At 58.3% G+C, this 20,739-nt stretch carries 19 protein-coding genes; 9 read left to right on the top strand and 10 right to left on the bottom strand.

The genetic code is table 11. From position 1 onward, the window contains the following. Positions 1-97: 97 nt before the first annotated feature. Positions 98-556, top strand: coding sequence for an REP-associated tyrosine transposase (locus NL116_RS05680; RefSeq protein ID WP_494376358.1), 459 nt, complete (start codon positions 98-100; stop codon positions 554-556). 142 nt (positions 557-698) lie between these two features. Here the strand turns inward: NL116_RS05680 and NL116_RS05675 are convergent, their stop codons facing one another. From NL116_RS05675 to NL116_RS05660, 4 genes are all read right to left on the bottom strand, one after another. Then, positions 699-1,463 carry an amino acid ABC transporter ATP-binding protein gene (locus tag NL116_RS05675; protein ID WP_494376357.1) on the bottom strand — a complete coding sequence of 255 codons (765 nt, stop codon included), beginning with the start codon at positions 1,461-1,463 and terminating at the stop codon, positions 699-701. A 10-nt stretch (positions 1,464-1,473) separates the two neighbouring features. Further along, the gene (locus NL116_RS05670; RefSeq protein ID WP_483840358.1) at positions 1,474-2,571 is read right to left on the bottom strand and encodes an amino acid ABC transporter permease; all 1,098 of its coding nucleotides are present in this window, start codon (positions 2,569-2,571) and stop codon (positions 1,474-1,476) included. Positions 2,572-2,581: 10 nt separating this feature from the next. Beyond that, complete coding sequence (locus NL116_RS05665; protein ID WP_494376356.1) at positions 2,582-3,763, bottom strand: amino acid ABC transporter permease; 1,182 nt, start codon at positions 3,761-3,763, stop codon at positions 2,582-2,584. A gap of 65 nt (positions 3,764-3,828) precedes the next feature. Continuing rightward, positions 3,829-4,860: an amino acid ABC transporter substrate-binding protein gene (locus NL116_RS05660; RefSeq protein WP_494376355.1), complete on the bottom strand. Its 1,032-nt coding sequence runs from the start codon at positions 4,858-4,860 to the stop codon at positions 3,829-3,831. A 467-nt stretch (positions 4,861-5,327) separates the two neighbouring features. Between NL116_RS05660 and NL116_RS05655 the strand changes: the two genes are divergently transcribed. The 5 genes from NL116_RS05655 to NL116_RS05635 all read left to right on the top strand — a co-directional run bounded on the left by NL116_RS05655 (position 5,328) and on the right by NL116_RS05635 (position 10,546). After that, on the top strand, positions 5,328-5,984 hold the full coding sequence (locus NL116_RS05655; RefSeq protein ID WP_494376354.1) for an alpha/beta hydrolase: 657 nt from the start codon (positions 5,328-5,330) through the stop codon (positions 5,982-5,984). A gap of 84 nt (positions 5,985-6,068) precedes the next feature. Beyond that, complete coding sequence (gene rhlB, locus NL116_RS05650; RefSeq protein WP_494376353.1) at positions 6,069-7,556, top strand: ATP-dependent RNA helicase RhlB; 1,488 nt, start codon at positions 6,069-6,071, stop codon at positions 7,554-7,556. A 137-nt stretch (positions 7,557-7,693) separates the two neighbouring features. Next, positions 7,694-8,641 (top strand): ornithine cyclodeaminase family protein, encoded by a 948-nt coding sequence (locus NL116_RS05645; protein WP_494376352.1) that lies wholly within the window; start codon positions 7,694-7,696, stop codon positions 8,639-8,641. 60 nt (positions 8,642-8,701) lie between these two features. After that, entirely contained in the window at positions 8,702-9,829 is a 1,128-nt protein-coding gene (locus tag NL116_RS05640; protein WP_494376351.1) for an NAD(P)/FAD-dependent oxidoreductase, read from the top strand. Between the two features lie 90 nt (positions 9,830-9,919). After that, positions 9,920-10,546: a helix-turn-helix transcriptional regulator gene (locus NL116_RS05635; RefSeq protein ID WP_494376350.1), complete on the top strand. Its 627-nt coding sequence runs from the start codon at positions 9,920-9,922 to the stop codon at positions 10,544-10,546. A gap of 116 nt (positions 10,547-10,662) precedes the next feature. Here NL116_RS05635 and NL116_RS05630 read toward each other — a convergent pair whose 3' ends face one another. From NL116_RS05630 to NL116_RS05605, 6 genes are all read right to left on the bottom strand, one after another. Next, positions 10,663-11,439: an ABC transporter substrate-binding protein gene (locus NL116_RS05630; protein ID WP_494376349.1), complete on the bottom strand. Its 777-nt coding sequence runs from the start codon at positions 11,437-11,439 to the stop codon at positions 10,663-10,665. Between the two features lie 317 nt (positions 11,440-11,756). Next, a complete protein-coding gene (moaE, locus tag NL116_RS05625; RefSeq protein WP_494376348.1) occupies positions 11,757-12,209 on the bottom strand; it encodes a molybdopterin synthase catalytic subunit MoaE in 453 nt (150 codons plus the stop codon). A gap of 3 nt (positions 12,210-12,212) precedes the next feature. Further along, positions 12,213-12,455, bottom strand: a complete 243-nt coding sequence (gene moaD, locus NL116_RS05620; RefSeq protein ID WP_494376347.1) for a molybdopterin converting factor subunit 1 — start codon at positions 12,453-12,455, stop codon at positions 12,213-12,215. Then, positions 12,452-12,925 carry a cyclic pyranopterin monophosphate synthase MoaC gene (gene moaC, locus NL116_RS05615; RefSeq protein ID WP_494376346.1) on the bottom strand — a complete coding sequence of 158 codons (474 nt, stop codon included), beginning with the start codon at positions 12,923-12,925 and terminating at the stop codon, positions 12,452-12,454. The genes moaD and moaC overlap by 4 nt, the downstream gene beginning before the upstream one ends. 230 nt (positions 12,926-13,155) lie before the next feature. Further along, the gene (locus NL116_RS05610) at positions 13,156-14,550 is read right to left on the bottom strand and encodes a PhoH family protein (protein WP_494376345.1); all 1,395 of its coding nucleotides are present in this window, start codon (positions 14,548-14,550) and stop codon (positions 13,156-13,158) included. Positions 14,551-14,895: 345 nt separating this feature from the next. Continuing rightward, positions 14,896-16,020: a polysaccharide deacetylase family protein gene (locus NL116_RS05605; protein WP_494376344.1), complete on the bottom strand. Its 1,125-nt coding sequence runs from the start codon at positions 16,018-16,020 to the stop codon at positions 14,896-14,898. A gap of 195 nt (positions 16,021-16,215) precedes the next feature. Here NL116_RS05605 and yaaA point away from each other — a divergent pair, with 195 nt between their 5' ends. From yaaA to alg8, 3 genes are all read left to right on the top strand, one after another. Continuing rightward, entirely contained in the window at positions 16,216-16,995 is a 780-nt protein-coding gene (gene yaaA / locus NL116_RS05600) for a peroxide stress protein YaaA (RefSeq protein ID WP_494376343.1), read from the top strand. 825 nt (positions 16,996-17,820) lie between these two features. Beyond that, positions 17,821-19,137, top strand: a complete 1,317-nt coding sequence (locus NL116_RS05595) for a nucleotide sugar dehydrogenase (RefSeq protein WP_494376342.1) — start codon at positions 17,821-17,823, stop codon at positions 19,135-19,137. Positions 19,138-19,240: 103 nt separating this feature from the next. Continuing rightward, complete coding sequence (gene alg8, locus NL116_RS05590; RefSeq protein WP_494376341.1) at positions 19,241-20,722, top strand: mannuronan synthase; 1,482 nt, start codon at positions 19,241-19,243, stop codon at positions 20,720-20,722. Positions 20,723-20,739: the final 17 nt, after the last annotated feature.

The raw sequence follows: 20,739 nt of genomic DNA, 5'->3' as shown, positions 1-20,739 counted from the left end.
GCGATCGTGCTGACACATTCGGAACCGAACTTTGGCAGCGCCTCTCACTATTGCGCACTAGCCTTTTTTTTCTTTCAAAACACAGGAGGGCAATGGAATGCCAGATCATCCCCATGCCAATCGCTTGCGCGCCGGCCGCTATTCCCAAACCGGACAAATCTATCTGCTGACGGCTGTCACCTGGAATCGCACCCCGTTTTTTACTGACTGGCGGGCAGGACGTCTGGTGGTTGACCACTTTCGTCAGGCGCATACCGAAGAATGGGTCGATTCCCTCGCTTGGGTGGTGATGCCCGACCCTTTTCATTGGCTGGTAGAACTGAAGAACAACTCGTTGTCGGCGTTGGTGCTGGCAACCAAATCGCGCAGTGCGCGGGCGGTAAACGCGCGGCTGAAGCGCAGAGGGACGGTATGGCAGAGAGGTTTCCACGACCGTGCGATTCGCCGTGAAGAGGATCTGCAAGCGGTCGCCAGATACATCGTTGCCAATCCATTGCGTGCGGGGCTTGTCACACGCGTGCACGATTACCCGCTGTGGGATGCCAAATGGCTATAGCCGGAATACTCGGTGGCGGCTGTTATGCCGCCATCGCCAGCAAGCCGGCTCCTACTGGTTTGGCAGTCAGCAGCTGGAGCATTTCATCAGACAAAAATAAACCCGGAACACTGTCCGGGTTTATTTCACTGCCAAGTGCCAATCAATGCAGAATCTGGCTCAGGAACATCTTGGTCCGATCATTCTGCGGGTTATCGAAGAAGTCGTTCGGTGCGGCCTGTTCGACGATTTCACCCTTGTCCATGAAGATCACGCGGTTGGCCACGGTCCGGGCGAAGCCCATTTCGTGGGTTACGCAGAGCATGGTCATGCCGTCTTCAGCCAGGCCGATCATGGTGTCCAAAACCTCTTTCACCATCTCGGGGTCGAGTGCCGAAGTCGGTTCGTCGAACAGCATGATTTTCGGTTTCATGCACAGCGCGCGGGCAATCGCCACACGTTGTTGCTGCCCACCAGACAGTTGCCCCGGGAATTTATGCGCCTGCTCCGGGATACGTACACGCTCCAGGTAATGCATGGCGATTTCCTCGGCCTGGCGCTTGGGCATTTTGCGCACCCACATCGGCGCCAGGGTGCAGTTCTGCAGGATGGTCAGGTGCGGAAACAGATTGAAGTGCTGGAACACCATGCCGACTTCACGGCGCACCGTTTCGATCTGCTTGAGGTCATTGGTCAGTTCCACGCCATCAACCACGATGCGGCCCTGCTGGTGTTCTTCCAGTCGGTTGAGGCAACGGATGGTGGTGGATTTGCCGGAACCCGAAGGGCCGCACAACACGATACGCTCCCCCTGCTTGACGTTCAGGTTGATGTCTTTCAACACGTGAAACTGGCCATACCACTTGTTCACGCCCTGCATCTGAATAATGCCTTCAAGGCTCGCAGGCTTTTTGATTGCTTCGCTCATTACAGAACTCCTAACGCTTGTGGCCAGTGTCGAGCTTGCGTTCCAGATGCATGGAATAGCGCGACATACCAAAACAGAAAATCCAGAACACCAGGGCCGCGAACACATAACCTTCAGTGGCCATGCCCAGCCATTTCGGGTCGGCGGCGGCTTGTTTGACGCTGTTGAGCAGGTCGAACAGGCCGATGATGATCACCAGGCTGGTGTCCTTGAACAGCGCAATAAAGGTGTTGACGATGCCGGGGATGACCAGCTTCAGGGCTTGCGGCAGGATCACCAGGCCCATGCTGCGCCAGTAACCGAGGCCCATCGCGGCAGCCGCTTCGTACTGACCTTTTGGAATCGCTTGCAGACCACCGCGCACCACTTCGGCCACGTAGGCCGACTGGAACAGGATCACGCCGATCAGTGCCCGCAGCAGCTTGTCGAAGCTCATGCCTTCGGGCAGGAACAACGGCAGCATCACCGACGACATGAACAGCACCGTGATCAACGGCACGCCGCGCCAGAATTCGATGAAGGTCACGCAGACCACTCGAATCGCCGGCATGTTCGAACGACGCCCCAGCGCCAGGACGATACCCAGCGGCAAAGCGCCGGCGATACCAACCGTGGCGATCACCAGGGTCAGCATCAGGCCGCCCCATTGGCTGGTCGCCACCTGGGTCAGGCCGAAGATGCCGCCATGCAGCAGGAAGTAGGCAATGATCGGGTACAGCACCAGAAAGCTCAGGCCATACACCGCTTTACGGTGAAAGCGCGAGATGAACAACGGTGCGATACCGATGACCGCCAGCCACACCGTCAGGTCGACGCGCCAGCGCAGTTCCGGCGGGTAGTAGCCGTACATGAACTGGCCGAAGCGCTGCTGGATGAACACCCAGCAGGCGCCCTCCTTCGTGCAGTCGGCGCGCGTGGTGCCGACCCAGTTGGCGTCCAGGATTGCCCAATGCAGGATCGGCGGCACCACCAGGTAAATCAGATAGAACGCGAACAGGGTCAGCAAGGTGTTGAGCCAGCTGGAGAACATGTTCGCCCGCATCCATGCAATCACGCCGATGCTGCTGCTCGGTGGAGGCATGTCAGGTTTGAAAGTATGAGTACTCATGCGCGATTCCTTACCGCTCGATCAGCGCAATGCGCTTGTTGTACCAGTTCATCAGCAGGGAAATGCTGATACTGATCGCCAGGTACACGCTCATGGTGATCGCAATCACCTCGATCGCCTGCCCGGTCTGGTTCAGCACCGTACCGGCAAACAACGACACCATTTCCGGGTAACCGATACCGGCCGCCAGCGAGGAGTTCTTCGCCAGGTTCAGGTATTGGCTGGTGAGCGGTGGAATGATCACGCGCAGGGCTTGCGGGATGATCACCTTGCGCAGGGTCGGACCGTTGCGCAGCCCGAGCGAGTGCGCCGCTTCGGTCTGGCCGTGGCTGACCGACTTGATGCCCGAGCGCACGATCTCGGCGATGAACGCCGCGGTGTACACGGTCAGGGCCAGGGTCAACGCCAGCAGTTCCGGAATCAGCACCCAGCCACCGACGAAGTTGAAGCCCTTGAGCTCCGGCAACTCCCAGTGCAGCGGCGCGCCGAAGATCAACGCGCACAATGCCGGGATCACCAGGAACAGCGCCAGGCCAACCCAGAACTTGTGGAACGGGACGCCGGTCTCTTCGAAGCGTTTGGTGGCCCAGCGACTCATCAGCACGATGGCGACAATGGCCACGACAATGCTCACCACAAATGGCCAAAAACCATCAGCCGTCAACGCGGCCGGCATGTTCAGGCCTCGGCTGCTGACGAAAAAGGTGTCGCCGAAGTTATGGCTATTGCGCGGCCCCGGCATGGTCAGGAACACCGCGAAGTACCAGAACAGGATTTGCAGCAGCGGCGGAATGTTGCGGAAAACTTCCACATAAACAGTCGCCAGCTTGCTGATGATCCAGTTCTTCGACAGTCGTGACACGCCGACGATGAACCCGAGGATCGTCGCCAGGATCACGCCGATGAACGTCACCAGCAGGGTGTTGAGCAGGCCGATGACAAACACCCGGGCATAGCTGTCCGATTCGGTGTAGTCGATCAGGTGTTGAGCGATGCCGAAACCGGCACTGCGCTCCAGAAAACTGAAACCGGAGGTAATACCCCGGTGTTGAAGGTTGGTCTGCGTGTTATCGAACAGGTACCAGCCCATCGAGACCACCGCCACAATGGTGATGATCTGAAACAGCCACGCACGCACTTTGGGATCGCTGAGGCTGAGCCTCTGCTTTGGTGCGCCGATTGAATTTTGCATGAAGTGCCCCGGATGTAATGGAACAGAACATCACCCGGTGGTTGGCCCACCGGGTGATAGAACCATCAGCGCACTGGTGGTGCGTATTGAATGCCGCCGTTGGTCCACAGGGCGTTCAAGCCACGGTCGATTTCCAGCGGAGTGCTCTTGCCGAGGTTTTTCTCGAAGACTTCACCGTAGTTGCCGACTTGACCGACGATCTTGACGACCCAGTCCTTCGGCAGTTTCAGGTCTTTGCCGTATTCGCCATCAGCACCCAGCAGACGGGCAACGTCCGGGTTCTTGGTCGACTTGGCTTGTTCAGCCACGTTTTTGGACGTCACGCCTGCCTCTTCGGCGTTGAGCATGGCGTAGCCAACCCAACGAACAATGGCCAGCCACTCGTCGTCGCCGTTACGCACGACTGGACCCAGCGGTTCTTTGGAAATGGTTTCCGGCAGAACCACGTAGTCTTTCGGCGAAGCCAGCTTGCTGCGCTGTGCGTAGAGCTGGGATTTGTCGGAGGTCAACACGTCGCAACGACCGGATTCCAGCGACTTTGCGCTTTCATCGGACGTGTCGAAAGTGATCGGGGTGTACTTCAGGTTGTTGGCACGGAAGTAGTCAGACACGTTCAGCTCGGTGGTAGTACCGGCCTGAATGCAGATGGTTGCACCGTCCAGTTCCTTGGCACTTTTCACGCCCAGCTTGCTGTTGGCCAGGAAGCCCACGCCGTCGTAATAAGTGATGAAGCCAGGAAACTTCAGGCCCATGCCCGCGTCACGGGAGCTGGTCATGGTGGAGTTGCGCGACAGCATGTCGATTTCGCCGGATTGCAGAGCGGTGAAACGCTCTTTGGCATTCAACTGGCTGAATTTGACTTTGTTTGCATCGCCAAACACTGCAGCCGCCACGGCGCGGCAGTAGTCAGCATCGATACCAACGATCTTGCCAGTGGAGTCCGGAACCGAGAAGCCCGGCAGACCATCACTGACACCGCACTGTACGAAACCTTTTTTCTGCACTGCATCCAGGGTTGCACCCGCCTGAGCGAACCCACTGATACCGAGTACTGCGGCTGCAGTCACGATAGCCAGGGTGGATTTCAACATCTTCATTCAAACCTCCAGTTTTGCTCTTGTTGTGTCGGAGCTTGAGTCCTGCCGCACCCTTTTGAGGCGTAATCGACCCGAGTTGGCTTTTTTTGGGGTCAACCGACGTAGGACCTGCGCTATGAGTCTAGTAGGAGAAAATCCACATCATGGATAACTCACTTCTCACCAATCGGCCGAACGGGCTGTAGCCCTTTCACGTTCGCGAAGCCCGTAACGGCCATTGGCGAACATCCATCACCGGATTCTTTGCTATCCCGCCGTCAGCAGTACACTGATAGTGTTACCGCAAGGGGCGAGATGGGTTGCACCGCTTTCCCATAGCAAAGCCCGTACCAGACTGCTCGCTGAAGCGATTTAGCGACAGGTCAATAGCTAAACTTGTAGCCTTGCGACATCTTGTTAACTGATCAACTGAAGGCGCACTGGGATCTCGCACCCAATGAGCACGCGCGCACAACAATGGAGCAGCCATGACCGAGCCCCTTATTCTTGAACCCGTAAAGCCCGTAGACGCTTGCGTTATCTGGCTGCACGGCTTGGGCGCCGACCGCTACGATTTCCTGCCGGTCGCCGAAGCCCTGCAGGAAAGCCTGTTGACCACGCGCTTCGTCCTGCCCCAGGCGCCGACCTGCCCCGTCACCATTAATGGTGGCTACGAGATGCCGAGCTGGTACGACATATTGGCCATGAGCCCGGCGCGTGCGATCAACCGCGAGCAGTTGGAGGAGTCGGCGCAACGGGTCATTAAATTGATCGAAGTGCAGCGAGCCGTTGGAATAGACGCCTCGCGGATTTTTCTCGCCGGCTTTTCCCAAGGCGGCGCCGTGGTATTGCACACCGCTTTCCTGAAGTGGCAAGGGCCGCTGGGTGGCGTACTTGCCCTCTCCACCTACGCACCGACGTTCAGCGATGAACTCGAACTTTCCGCGAGTCAGCAGCGTATTCCCGTCCTGTCATTGCACGGTCATTATGACGACGTGGTGCAAAACGCCATGGGCCGCTCTGCGTGCGAGCATTTAACGCTGCGCGGTGTCACCGTGACATGGCAGGAATACCCAATGGGCCACGAAGTGTTACCCAAGGAAATTCGCGATATCGGCACTTGGCTCGCCGAGCGCTTGCGTTAAAAACCTTCCTTTGATCATCCCGCTACGCCGCGCCCGTTTCTTGCATTACACTGGCCGGCGTATATTCCTTAACCAATTGATGAGATGACCGTGCTCAAAGCACTCAAGAAAATGTTCGGTAAAAGCGAGACTGAGCAGCTCGCGCCAGTCACCAGCGCTCCGTCTCACATTCCCAGCCACCGCACCGACGGTCATCAGCCTGGCCGGACCGCTGCGGTAGCGGCACCGAAGCACGAGCCCGCGACCACACCGGCCGCCCCTCCTGCCGAGGTCATCGCAGCGGAACAACCGCTCAGCGACGCTCCAAAACCTGCAAAACCACGTCGTGAACCGAAGCCAAAAGCGCCGGTCATCCCTTGGAAACTCGAAGACTTCGTCGTCGAACCCCAGGAAGGCAAAACCCGCTTCCACGATTTCAAACTTGCCCCCGAACTGATGCACGCCATCCAGGACCTGGGCTTTCCGTACTGCACGCCGATCCAGGCGCAAGTGCTGGGCTTCACCCTGGCGGGCAAAGACGCTATTGGTCGCGCACAGACCGGTACCGGCAAAACCGCCGCGTTCCTGATTTCGATCATCACCCAACTGCTGGAAACCCCGCCGCCGAAAGAGCGCTACATGGGTGAACCGCGGGCGCTGATCATCGCGCCAACCCGCGAACTGGTGGTGCAGATCGCCAAGGATGCGGCCGACCTGACCAAGTACACCGGCCTCAACGTCATGACGTTTGTCGGCGGCATGGACTTCGACAAGCAGCTCAAGCACCTCGAAGCCCGTCACTGCGACATCCTCGTGGCCACCCCGGGCCGCCTGCTCGACTTCAACCAGCGCGGCGACGTCCACCTGGACATGGTTGAAGTGATGGTGCTGGACGAAGCCGACCGGATGCTCGACATGGGATTCATCCCACAAGTGCGTCAGATCATTCGCCAGACGCCGCCGAAGAACGAACGTCAGACGCTGCTGTTTTCCGCGACCTTCACCGAAGACGTGATGAACCTCGCCAAGCAATGGACCACCGACCCGTCGATCGTCGAGATCGAGTCGCAGAACGTGGCCAGCGAAAACGTCGAGCAGCACATCTACGCCGTGGCCGGTGCCGACAAATACAAACTGCTCTACAACCTGGTCAACGACAACGGTTGGGAGCGGGTAATGGTGTTTGCCAACCGCAAGGATGAAGTGCGCCGCATCGAAGAACGCCTCGTGCGTGATGGCGTCAACGCCGCGCAACTGTCCGGTGATGTGCCGCAGCACAAGCGCATCAAGACACTGGAAGGGTTCCGTGAAGGCAAGATTCGCGTGCTGGTTGCCACCGATGTCGCCGGTCGCGGCATTCACATCGACGGCATCAGCCACGTGATCAATTTCACCCTGCCGGAAGTTCCGGACGACTACGTGCACCGCATCGGTCGTACCGGTCGCGCCGGTGCCGATGGCGTGTCCATCAGCTTTGCCGGTGAAGATGATTCTTACCAGTTACCGTCCATCGAGGCGTTGCTGGGTCGCAAGATCAGCTGTGAAACACCACCAACGCATCTACTGCGGGCGGTTGAGCGCAAACGCCCGTAACCGGGAATTTGCAAGAAGAGGCGCAGCCGGAAACGGACTGCGTTTTTTTTTCGCCCCGCTTTTTACAAGCGCTTGCTCAACACAACTAAAAGTCCATAATGGACAAATTAGTTTACTTGCAGCCTCCGGAGCCGACCATGTCCAGTACGCCTTATGTGATCACCCAGCCTCAGGCCCGCGAACTGCTGGCGAAGGTCGACGTGCCGCAGATTCTGCGCAAGCTGTTCCTTGATCTGGCCGCCGGGCAAGCGGTGCAACCGGCGCAGCAACAGGTGGAATTCCCTCAGGGCGCCGGCGATTTCATCAACTACCTCGGTGTGTTGGCTCAAGACGGCGTCTATGGGGTGAAGACCTCGCCGTACATCGTGCGCGAACAAGGCCCGCTGGTGACGGCGTGGACGCTGCTGATGTCGATGCAGACAGGCCAGCCATTGCTGCTGTGCGAGGCCGATGAGCTGACCACCGCCCGCACGGCCGCGACCACCGCGGTGGCAGTCGACGCCCTCGCCCCGGCAACCGCACAGCGTCTGGCGATCATCGGCAGCGGCAAAGTCGCCCAAGCGCACTTGCACTACGTCAAGAGTCTGCGCGACTGGAAAAGCATCACCCTGTACTCGCCGAGCCTCAGCGACACACATCCAGAAACCCTCGATCAGCTCAACCGCCTCGACCCGCGCCTGACCATTGTCGACAGTCGCGAAGCGGCGATTCACGACGCCGATGTGATCATGTTGTGCACCTCGTCCGCCGGCCCGGTAATCGACCCGTCAATTTTGAGCAAACCGGCGCTGATCACCTCCATCAGCACCAACGCCCCACGCGCCCACGAAGTGCCGCCGCAGAGCCTCAATGACATGCTGGTGTTCTGCGACTACCGTCTGACCACGCCGGGCTCGGCGGGCGAAATGCTGATCGCTGGCGAGCAACATGGCTGGGACAACCGCTTGATTGTCGGCGACCTGCCCGACCTGCTGAGCGGCAAGGCAGAGCGTCCCGACTACGACCGGACGGTGTTCTTCCGCTCCATTGGCCTGGGCCTGGAAGACATCGCATTGGCCAATGCCATTTACCAACTGATCCGCTAACACCCGCTACCACAGGGGGTCACCCTAATTTCGGCAACTGCGCACTTTCAGGAGACGTTCATGAGCCAGGCAGATTTCATCATCATCGGCGGCGGGATTGCCGGTGCGTCCACCGGTTTTTGGCTATCGCAGCAGGCCAGGGTGATTGTGCTCGAACGCGAATCCCATCCGGCCTATCACTCCACCGGACGTTCCGCCGCGCTCTACACCGCGGCCTACGGAACGCCCCAGGTTCGTGCGTTGACCCAAGCCAGTCGCGACTTCTTCGACGCGCCGCCTGCCGGCTTCTGCGAACACCCGCTGCTGACACCGCGCGGCGAGATGACCGTGGACTTCACCGGCGACCCGACCGAGCTGAACAATCAATACCTCAGCGCCAAAGCCACGGTGCCCGAGATGCAACGGCTCAGCGCCGAAGAAGCCTGCGCGCGCCTGCCCATCCTGCGCCGGGAAAAAGTCCACGGTGCGATCTACGACCCGACCGCCAGCGACATAGACACCGATGCCCTGCATCAGGGTTACTTGCGCGGCATTCGTCGCAATAAAGGCGAAGTGGTTACCGACACCGAAGTGCTAAGCCTGACCCGCGATGCCGAGGGCATGTGGCAAGTCACTACCAACGATCAGACCTTCAGCGCCCCCGTCATCATCAACGCCGCCGGTGCCTGGGCTGACAAAATCGGCGCACTGGCCGGCGCCCGTCCGCTGGGCCTGCAACCGAAACGGCGTGCAGCCTTCATCTTCGCCGGGCCCGAGGGCTTGGACATCCACCACTGGCCGATGCTGGTCAGCCTCGACGAGTCCTTCTACATGAAGCCCGACGCAGGGATGTTCCTCGGCTCGCCGGCCAACGCCGACCCCGTGGAACCGCACGACGTGCAGCCGGAAGAACTGGACATCGCCATGGGCATTTACCAGATCGAAGAGGCCACCACCCTGACCATTCGCCGACCGACCCGCACCTGGGCCGGGTTGCGCAGCTTTGTCAGCGACGGCGATTTACTGTCCGGCTTCGATCCGCTGGTCCCGGGCCTGTTCTGGGTGGCGGCACAGGGTGGCTATGGCATCCAGACTTCACCGGCCATGGGCCAGGCCAGCGCAGCCTTGGTACGCGGTGAACGCTTGCCCGAGCAGCTCACGCGCTTCGGTCTGGACGCCGACATGCTCTCCCTCGCTCGCCTTGGCTGATCGCCTGTTCAGGTGACGTGTCGCCACGATTGCGGCAAACTTCCAGCGCCCGTTTTTACAGGGCGCTGACGCTGCCTGGAGCTCCACTGTATGAACGCACCTGAAAAAGACCCGGCGCTGGACAATTACCGAGCGATCGCCGATGCCATCGCCACGCTGTTCTTTCCTCATGCCGAGGTGGTGCTGCATGACCTGCGCACTCAGAAGATCGACTACATCGCCAACAACCTGTCGAAACGGGAAATCGGCGATGACGCAGCGCTGGAGGACATGCTCAGCGACGATGTCAGCGAGACCAACATCGGGCCGTACGAAAAACTCAATTGGGATGGTCAGAAGATTCGCAGCTTGAGCACCGTGTTGCGCGATGGCGAAGGTCATCCGCTGGCAGTGCTGTGCGTCAACCTGAACATCTCGCTGTTCGAGAATGCCAAGGCGGCGCTCGACCTGTTCCTCTCGCCGAGCAAGCTGATCCCGCAACCGGATGCATTGTTTCGTGATGATTGGCAGGAGCGGATCAACACTTTTCTGCACGCCTGGCTGCGTGAGCGCCAGCTGAGTCTGAACCTGCTGACACGCGACCATAAACGCGAACTGGTGCTGGCGCTGCACGCCGAAGGCGCTTTCAAAGGCAAGAGCGCGTCGAACTATGTGGCCAATGTGCTGAACATGGGCCGGGCGACGGTTTACAAGCATTTGAAGGAATTGAAGGGCTAGGATCTGAGATTTGTGTTGCTTGATCCGGCCTCTTCGCGAGCAAGCCCGCTCCCACATTTGATCGCCATAAGACGCAGATCTAGTGTGGGAGCGAGCTCGCTCGCGATTGCTATCTATCAGTCACCATAGATATCGGATTTGAAGTACTTGTCCGAAATCTTCTGATATTCGCCATTGGCCCGAATGCCATCAATGGCCGCGTTCAATTCGCTGACCAACTCGGTATTGCCCTTGCGCACCGCAATCCCCGCGCCCTCGCCCACGTATTTCGGGTCCTTCAGCTCCGGCCCGACAAACGCGTAACCCTTGCCACGCGGCATCGACAGAAAGTCATTCAGCGGGATGGTGTCGGCAAAAATCGCATCGAGGCGACCGGCTGCCAGGTCCATGTAGATTTCTTCGTTGTTGCCGTAACGCTTGACGATGATGCCCTTGGGTTCGAACACCTCGGTGGCGTAACGGTCGGTGGTGGTCGCGCGCTGCACGCCAACGGTTTTGCCTTTAAGGCTAGCGTATTGGTCATCGACCACCGCGCCGTCCTTCATTACCAGGCGCGACGAGGTGAAGTAATACTTGTGGGTGAAGTCCACCGACTTCTTGCGGTCTTCATTGATGGTCATGGACGACAGCGCCATGTCGATTTTCTTCACTTTCAAGGAAGGAATCAGACCGTCGAATTCGCCTTCGACCCACACACACTCGACCTTCATTTGCGCGCAGAGGGCGTTGCCGATGTCGTAGTCGAAACCGACAATCTTGCCCTCGTCGGTTTTCGAGGCGAACGGCGGGTAAGCGGCTTCGATACCGATGCGCAGGGCTTTCTCGGCGGCAAACACACTGGTGCACGCCAACAGGCTCAGGGCCAGACCGGTGATGAGGGGGAATTTCTTCATGTTCGTTCTCTCGCGGGTTGTTGTTGGTTTGGCAAGACAGAAGAAAGAGCTGAAACGGGGGACGCCTTTTTTGTACTTATAATTCCATACTGGACTTTAATGTACAAAGCGTCAATCGGGTGTGCGCAGTTCACTGCGGCCGGTGGTCGGGCAGTGAATCAAGGAGTTAGTGACTGAAGCTGATGGCCCCATCGCGAGCAAGCTGGCTCCCACAGTTGATCTCCATGTCCACAGACGCTGTGTACGACGAATATCATTCGTGGGAGCGAGCTTGCTCGCGATGGCGGACTAAAAGAGACAAAGAAACAACAGACTGCTCACTTCTTCCAGCGATTCGCCGCCGCATGATCACTGTCACGCCCCTCAACCCAACGCGGGCCATCACTGGTGTTTTCCTTTTTCCAGAACGGCGCACGGGTTTTCAGGTAATCCATGACAAAGGCACAGGCATCGAAAGCCGCCTGGCGGTGAGCGCTGGCGGCGCCGACGAAGACGATCGGTTCGCCCGGTTCCAGCGCGCCGATGCGGTGCAACACTTCCAGCTTCAACAGCGGCCAGCGCTGCGCAGCCTCGATGGCAATCTTGCCGAGGGCCTTTTCGGTCATGCCCGGGTAGTGCTCAAGAAACATCCCGGCCACATCGAGCCCGTCATTGAAGTCGCGCACGTAGCCGACAAAACTCACCACCGCGCCCACGCCAACATTGGCAGCGTGCATGGCGTTGACTTCAGCACCCGGATCGAACGCCGTGGACTGCACGCGAATCGCCATGGATCAGCCCCCGGTTACGGTCGGAAAAAACGCCACTTCATCGCCCTCACTCACCGGCTCGTCGAGCTGGCAAAGGTCTTCGTTGCGGGCGCACATCAGGTTCTGCTCGCTCAATACGTCGGCACCGTCACGCTGGGCCAGCAGCGCACGCACGTCGTCGACCGTGGCGAAATCCCCCTCAACCTTGAGCGAATCCACACCGAGCGCTTCACGGTAGCGCGCGAAAAACTTCACGGTAACGTTCATGGCTGATCCGCCTGGAAATGACCGCTCTTGCCGCCAACCTTCTCCAGCAGGCGCACGCTTTCGATGGTCATGCCGCGATCCACGGCCTTGCACATGTCGTAGATGGTCAGTGCCGCCACGCTGGCAGCGGTCAGCGCTTCCATCTCGACGCCGGTCTGCCCGGACAACTTGCAGCGCGCGACGATGCGCACGGTGTCGCCACCTTCGGCACTGAGCTCGACTTTGACGCCCGTCAGCATCAGCGGATGGCACAAGGGAATCAGATCACTGGTTTTCTTCGCTGCCTGGATGCCGGCGATACGCGCCACGGCGAACACATCACCCTTGGGGTGACCGCCGCTGACGATCATCTGCAGGGTTTCGGGTTGCATGCGCACCAGCGCTTGGGCCGTCGCTTCACGGAACGTCACGGCTTTTTCAGTGACGTCGACCATGTTGGCGCGACCTTGGGAATCGAGATGAGTCAGCACAGGGTTACTCCTGATCAGGAGCGTCGATTGTAAACCTGCGGGTCAATTTTCCGCACGTTTGATTATCGGCTCACCACAATCCCCAAGGGGGCTTGCTCGCGCAGGCGTAGTGCCAGCCGACATTAACATTGACTGATACACCGCATTCCCAGGCAAGCCCACATTTGATGTCTGTCGGGCATAAAAAAACCGGGCGACCTTTGGGGGGCCGTCCGGTTTGGTTGGAGCAGTTACAAATGCGACTCTGCGTATTCGGCCAGAATCGAACGGGGCACCCCTTGCAGGGTGATGTGCACACCGTTGGGGAAGTCTTTGAAGCGTTCGGTCAGGTACGTCAGCCCGGAGCTGGTCGCGGACAGGTAAGGGGTGTCGATCTGCGCTAGGTTGCCCAGGCACACCACTTTGGAACCGGCGCCGGCACGGGTGATGATGGTTTTCATCTGGTGCGGTGTCAGGTTCTGGCATTCATCGATCAAAATCAGGCTTTGCTGGAAGCTACGGCCCCGGATGTAGTTGAGGGATTTGAACTGCAACGGCACTTTGCTGAGGATGTAGTCGACGCTGCCATGGGTGTTTTCATCGTCCATGTGCAAAGCTTCGAGGTTGTCGGTGATGGCGCCCAGCCAAGGCTCCATTTTTTCGGCTTCGGTGCCGGGCAGGAAGCCGATCTCCTGGTCCAGGCCCTGCACGCTACGGGTCGCGATGATCCGGCGATAGCGCTTGCTGACCATGGTCTGCTCGATCGCCGCAGCCAGTGCCAGGATGGTTTTACCCGAACCGGCGGCACCGGACAGGTTGACCAGGTGAATATCCGGGTCCAGCAAGGCATACAGCGCCAGGCTCTGATAGATGTCACGCGGTTTCAGGCCCCAGGCTTCCTGATGCAGCAGCGGTTCCTGATGCAGGTCGAGGATCAGCAAGCGGTCTTCCTCGATCTCCTTGATCCAGCCGACAAACCCCTGTTCATCAATGATGAACTCATTGATATGCACAGCCGGCAGGTTGTCGATCAGTTGCACTTGATGCCAGGTGCGACCGTGGTCTTGACGGGTTTCGACATTTTTCACGCGATCCCAGAAGGAGCCGTCCATGTTGTGGTAACCGTTGGGCAGCAATGAAACGTCGTCAACCAGTTGGTCGGTGCTGTAGTCCTCGGCCGCGATCCCGCACGCCCGGGCCTTGAGGCGCATGTTGATGTCTTTGGTGACCAGCACGACGGGCAGCTTGGGCTCGCGCGCGTGCAGATCGATCAACTGATTGATGATGATGTTGTCGTTCAGGTGTTCGGGAAGAATGATGTTCGGTTCGGCGCGTTTGCTCATCAGAATTGACAGCAAACCCTTGGGCCCACTTTTGCCACGCTGGATCGGCACACCCAGCTCGACGTCTTCAGGACTGGCGTCGCCCAGCGTCTTGTCGATCAGGCGAATCGCCTGACGGCATTCCGCAGCCACGCTGTGATGCCCGCTCTTGAGTTTGTCGAGCTCTTCAAGGACGGTCATCGGGATGGCAACGTGGTGTTCTTCGAAGTTAAGCAGCGCGTTTGGATCGTGAATCAATACGTTGGTATCGAGTACATAAAGGATTGGCTGGTTGGAAGAAGAGCTACGTCCGTGATCATCCATACTCGGTCACCTTTGTGGGAGCCAGTAGACGCAATACCTTGGCGGTGCTGCGCCTCGAAGTGACTGCCGAATCTCACCTGCGGAGAGTCAAGTGACTGCAAACAAACGGGTCTTGGAAGACGCCACCTGTGTTGCAGGTTTCGGCGGTCTGTCTTCGTAATACTCCAAAACGTGTGACAGAAAAAAGTACTTTGACGCTTTTTTGAAGTTTATTTTTCAGAATGACCAATAGCACTTGGCGGACTGCCATCACCCCGTTAAAGTCGGAAGTCCGCTCGCATCGAAACCCCTTTCAAAATCGCCCCAAACCCAATGTTTACGGGGTTTGTGCCCGTTCGTTGCGTTTCAGCGAAAACCGTCCTGACAGACTTCCCAGCCAATCCCGCTCTGCGCCGTTTGCGTGATGAGCCAGGGCATCGCCGTTTTCACCGCGTCCTGCTTCACATTGAAATTGATCACGCCATGGCGCCACAGCAGCATCAACGTCAACACGCGTTGCGCGCTTGCGTTGCCCTTGAGTTTGCCCGCCCCGTCCTGCGCATCGATGTTCCATAACGCAACCTGCAAGCCCTGGGCGTTGAAGAAGCCTTCGGCATCGGAGCGGCGTTGGCCATCGGGTGGACGAAACAGTGGCACGTAGTTCTCTGGCAACTTGCTCTTGACCAGCTCGACGCTGCGCCGCACCGAGTCTTGCCAGTCCTGCCAGTGGCTGTGGGAGCGAAACTCCCAGCCCTGCACGCCGATGCATTGCTGCGAGTACATCGCTTGCAGGCTGGCCACCGAGCCGGCAGCCAGACGCGCCTGAATGTCCTTACCGAGGACGAAGAACGTGCCGCTCATGTTCATCTTGCGCAGGTACTCGGCGGCCCACCCGGTGTTGTCCGGCGCGATGTTGGCGGCGCTGTCGAAAGTGAGCAAAAACAATCGGTCATGCATGGCATCGCCATTGTGCTCGTAGTCGCCAAAACGATCGACTTCGCTGCTGGTCTGTGGAAACAGGGCGGCCTTGCGCAGTTGCTCGTCCAGGTACTGCGCGTGGAACAACCGACTCGGCTCGGCCCACTTGATGTAGTAGCTGTCGTCGCTGACCTGGAACTTGGCCGCTTGCTCGCGCAAGGTCTCCCTGTCTTCGACCAGGAAACAGAACGACGCATCCTGATCGCAGCTTTGCTGGGCGAAGTTGTAGTTGGTCAGCAAGCGCTGCCACAGACGCTCGCGCAGTTGGTTGATCGCTTCCAGATTGATTTTGCGCAACCCCAGGCGTTGGGCCAGTGCGGGCTCATCCAGCGACTCGCTGGCCAGCAATACCCGCGCAAACATGAGAATCTCGGCCCGCGAGGCCACGTCGAACAGGGTCGGGTTGCTGAGTTTCTCAGGCCAGGTGCTGCGATCGAGCGTCGCCAGATCGCCGGGCGCCGCCATGGCGCCAAAGCTCAAGAGCCAGGCCGAGAATAGAAAAACGATACGCAATGGGATGTCTCCATAACAAAACCCGCGCCGCACTATAGCCGATCCCGTACTAGCGCCACGACTCACTGTGGGACAGAGCCTTGTGGCGAGGGCCACAGGTTATGTGCATCGCCACCGATCACCTATCACCTTGATAGCTGGAGTCATCCGGCTCTACCCCCTAGAATCGCCCCCACGATTAAAGGAGACGACTTCATGCTGATGGTGATTTCCCCCGCCAAGACCCTCGATTACGAAACACCGCCGGCGACCCAGCGTTTTACCCAGCCGCAGTACCTCGATCATTCCCAAGAGCTGATCATGCAGTTGCGCGACCTGACACCGGCGCACATCAGCGAACTGATGCACGTCTCCGACAAGATCGGCGGTCTCAACGCCGCGCGTTTCGGCAGCTGGACCCCCGCGTTCACCCTGGAAAACGCCAAGCAGGCGCTGCTGGCCTTCAAGGGCGACGTCTATACCGGCCTCAACGCACAAACCTTCAGCGAAGCGGATTTCGATTACGCCCAGCAGCACCTGCGCATGCTGTCCGGCCTGTATGGCTTGCTGCGCCCGCTGGATTTGATGCAACCGTATCGACTGGAGATGGGCACCAAACTGGCGAATGCCCGTGGCAAGGACCTGTATGCCTTCTGGGGCACGCGCATCAGCGAATGGCTGAACGAAGCGCTGGCCGATCAAGGTGATGACGTGCTGCTGAACCTGGCGTCCAATGAGTACTTTTCGGCCGTTAAACGCAACGCGTTGAACGCGCGCATCATCAATACCGACTTCAAGGATTTGAAGAACGGCCAGTACAAGATCATCAGCTTCTACGCGAAAAAAGCCCGCGGCATGATGAGCCGCTTCGTCATCGAAGAGCGTATCAACAGCCCTGCCGACCTGAAGCAATTTGACGTTCAGGGTTACCGCTACAGCGCCGAGCAGTCTAAACCGGACAATCTGGTGTTCCTGCGCGATCACGCTCCTGAGTAAGTGCTTTGACAGGCGCACGACTTCCATAATCCTCGTCGTGCGCCGACGCCCGCTCGTTAAACAATCCCCTCCCGTTTCGCCGACTTATTGACGCCAATAAAACATCACCAAATTGCCTAACTTTTGTTTCACTCGACTTCGGTGGTTTTTTTCAGTAGTGGCACAGAAAATTTTTATCGGTAGTGGCATAAAAATATCGAACTCGGTTAGCCCCCTATGTATCAAGGGTGAAACAGCGCGTGCCATCAATATGAAAGTAGTGCCATCTTTCTTAATATTTCAAGAAATTTCAGATTTCGCGATGGGCGGACTGGAACTATGTCCAAATGCGTAGTTCATACCACCGGTAACGATTATCAACGTGCTTGTACGAGATAACTTACGCAGACAAGCCATTCACGTAGCGAAGTTGTCACATTAACTTCCGTAGATGAGTCGCTTATTTGGTCAACACATGAAGGACAGGAGATACGCACCATTAATATCCCCTACAAGGCCAAGGCAGCGCCCCTATAAACGTGCTCTCCCGAGCACCCAACCGCTTGATTTACAGGCTTATCGCCTGGCATTGAGCGCGCAAGATCCGTGCACGAGCGTCCTCAGGCCAGAGGACCGGCTGCATAACAGGGCACGTCATAACAATAAGGCCTAGTTGCGCACATCTTGAGTGCACTTATTTAGACACTCGGAACTTAGTATGCCCGCACACGGCATTGTGGCGCCTGTAAGCCGCACTTTCGAGTGCACCATGACCGCTAAACACCTTTAACTCCGGCCATCTAAATGGCTTGTGAATACAGTCTTGATAACAGTGAGGTAATTGCGATGCGCATCAGCATATTTGGTTTGGGTTACGTCGGCGCTGTCTGTGCCGGTTGCCTGTCTGCACGGGGCCATGACGTCGTTGGCGTCGATGTTGCCAAAGACAAAATCGATATGATCAATGCCGGTAAATCGCCGATCGTTGAACCGGGCTTGGGCGAGCTTCTGCGCAAGGGTATCGATACCGGCAAACTGCGTGGCACGACCAACTTCGCCGAGGCGATTCGTGACACCGACCTGTCGATGATCTGCGTTGGTACGCCAAGCAAGAAAAACGGCGACCTGGAACTGAACTACATCGAAGCCGTGTGCCGCGAAATCGGTTTTGTCCTGCGTGACAAGACGACCCGCCATACCATCGTGGTCCGCAGCACCGTGCTGCCGGGTACCGTGGCCAACGTGGTGATCCCGATCCTCGAAGATTGCTCTGGCAAAAAAGCCGGCGTTGATTTCGGCGTTGCAGTGAACCCTGAGTTCCTGCGTGAAAGCACCGCGATCGCTGACTACGACCTGCCGCCAATGACCGTCATCGGCGAATTCGACAAAGCGTCGGGCGACGTTCTGCAATCGCTGTACGAAGAACTCGACGCGCCGATCATCCGCAAGGACATCGCCGTTGCCGAGATGATCAAGTACACCTGCAACGTGTGGCACGCCACCAAGGTCACCTTCGCCAACGAAATCGGCAACATCGCCAAGGCAGTCGGCGTCGATGGTCGTGAAGTGATGGAAGTGGTCTGCCAGGACAAAACCCTGAACCTGTCCCAGTACTACATGCGCCCAGGCTTCGCGTTCGGCGGCTCTTGCCTGCCAAAAGACGTGCGTGCCCTGACCTACCGCGCCGGTTCCCTGGACGTGGAAGCACCGCTGCTGAACTCGCTGATGCGCAGCAACGAATCCCAGGTGCAGAACGCCTTCGACATCGTTTCCAGCCACGACAAACGCAAAGTCGCCCTGCTGGGCCTGAGCTTCAAGGCCGGCACCGACGACCTGCGCGAAAGCCCATTGGTGGATCTGGCGGAAATGCTGATCGGCAAGGGTTACGACCTGAGCATCTACGACAGCAACGTCGAATACGCCCGTGTCCACGGCGCGAACAAGGATTACATCGAGTCGAAAATCCCTCACGTCTCGTCCTTGCTCAATTCCGACTTCGACGACGTGATCAACAACTCCGACGTGATCATCCTCGGCAACCGTGACGAGAAATTCCGCGCCCTGGCGCAGAACGCTCCGCACGGCAAGCAAGTGGTCGACCTGGTTGGCTTCATGTCCAAAGCCACCAGCGTCAGCGGCCGCACCGAAGGCATCTGCTGGTAAAGCAGCCGCAAGCTTCAAGCTCCAAGCCACAAGCTCAAAAGCGCCTCGCTCCAGGCTTGTCGCTTGGAGCTTGGGGCTTGCAACTGACTTCAGGATGTTGACTATGCACAGGCTAAAGCACGGCCTACTTCAGGCCGCCGGTTGGCTGTTTTACCTAAGTTTATTGATGGGCATCGCCATGGCGTTGCCTGCGTCCACGTTCGACTCCGAGTCGAAGGACTTCATCTTCCTGATCGGCTTCATCGGGATCTGGCGTTACTCGATGGGTGCCACGCACTTTCTGCGCGGCATGCTGTTTCTATACGTGGTCTACCCGCACCTGCGGCGCAAAGTGCGCAAGCTGGGCAAAGCGGCAGACCCTTCCCATGTGTTTTTGATGGTCACCAGTTTCCGTATCGACGCGCTGACCACCGCGCAGGTCTACGCCTCGGTGATTCGTGAAGCGATCGACTGCGGCCTGCCGACCACCATGGTCTGCTCCATCGTGGAAATGTCCGATGAGAAGTTGGTGAAGAGCCTCTGGTCGCGGATGAATCCGCCGGACCGGGTCAAACTCGACTTCGTGCGCATTCCCGGAACCGGCAAGCGCGATGGCCTGGCCTACGGTTTCCGCGCCATTTCCCGCCACCTGCCCGACGACCGCGCCGTGGTGGCCGTGATCGATGGCGACACCGTGCTCGGTGAAGGCACCGTGCGCAAGACCGTGCCGTGGTTCCAGCTGTTCGGCAACGTCGGCGGCCTGACCACCAACGAGTTCTGCGAAGTGCGCGGCGGCTACATCATGAGCGAATGGCACAAGCTGCGTTTCGCCCAGCGTCACATCAACATGTGCTCGATGGCCCTGTCCAAGCGCGTGCTGACCATGACCGGTCGTATGTCGGTGTTCCGTGCGACGGTGGTCACCAATCCGGAGTTCATTGCCGACGTGGAAAGCGACTCGCTGCAACACTGGCGCCTGGGTCGTTTCAAGTTCCTGACCGGTGATGACAAGTCGAGCTGGTTCAGCCTGATGCGCCTGGGCTACGACACCTTCTACGTGCCGGACGCCGCGATCAACACCGTCGAGCATCCGCCGGAAAAAAGCTTCATCAAGGCCAGTCGCAAACTGATGTTCCGCTGGTACGGCAACAACCTGCGCCAGAACTCCCGCGCACTGGGTCTGGGGATCAAACGCCTCGGCCTGTTCACGTCGGTGGTGCTGTTCGATCAGCGCGTGTCGATGTGGACGTCATTGCTGGGCCTGACAGTCGCGCTGATTGCCAGCTTCAAATATGGCACCGCGTTCATCCTGGTTTACCTGCTGTGGATCGGCATTACCCGCCTGATCCTGACCGTGCTGCTGTCCCTTTCCGGTCACCGGATCGGCCCGGCCTACCCGGCGATTCTCTATTACAACCAGATCGTTGGCGCACTGGTGAAGATCTACGTGTTCTTCCGCCTCGATCAACAGTCCTGGACTCGCCAGCCCACTTCTCTGACCCGTGATCTCGCCAGCTTTCAACGTTGGTTCAACACCTGGTCGTCTCGGACCATGACCTTCTCCGCCGGCAGCATTTTTGTCGCCGTGCTGCTGACGATGGTCTGACCCGCCCCTATTGAATT

It is taken from the genome of Pseudomonas sp. FBCC-B1667, from assembly GCF_059133255.1.
The sequence above is the reverse complement of the archived record's forward strand: the minus strand, read 5'-3'. Positions and strand labels throughout refer to the sequence as shown.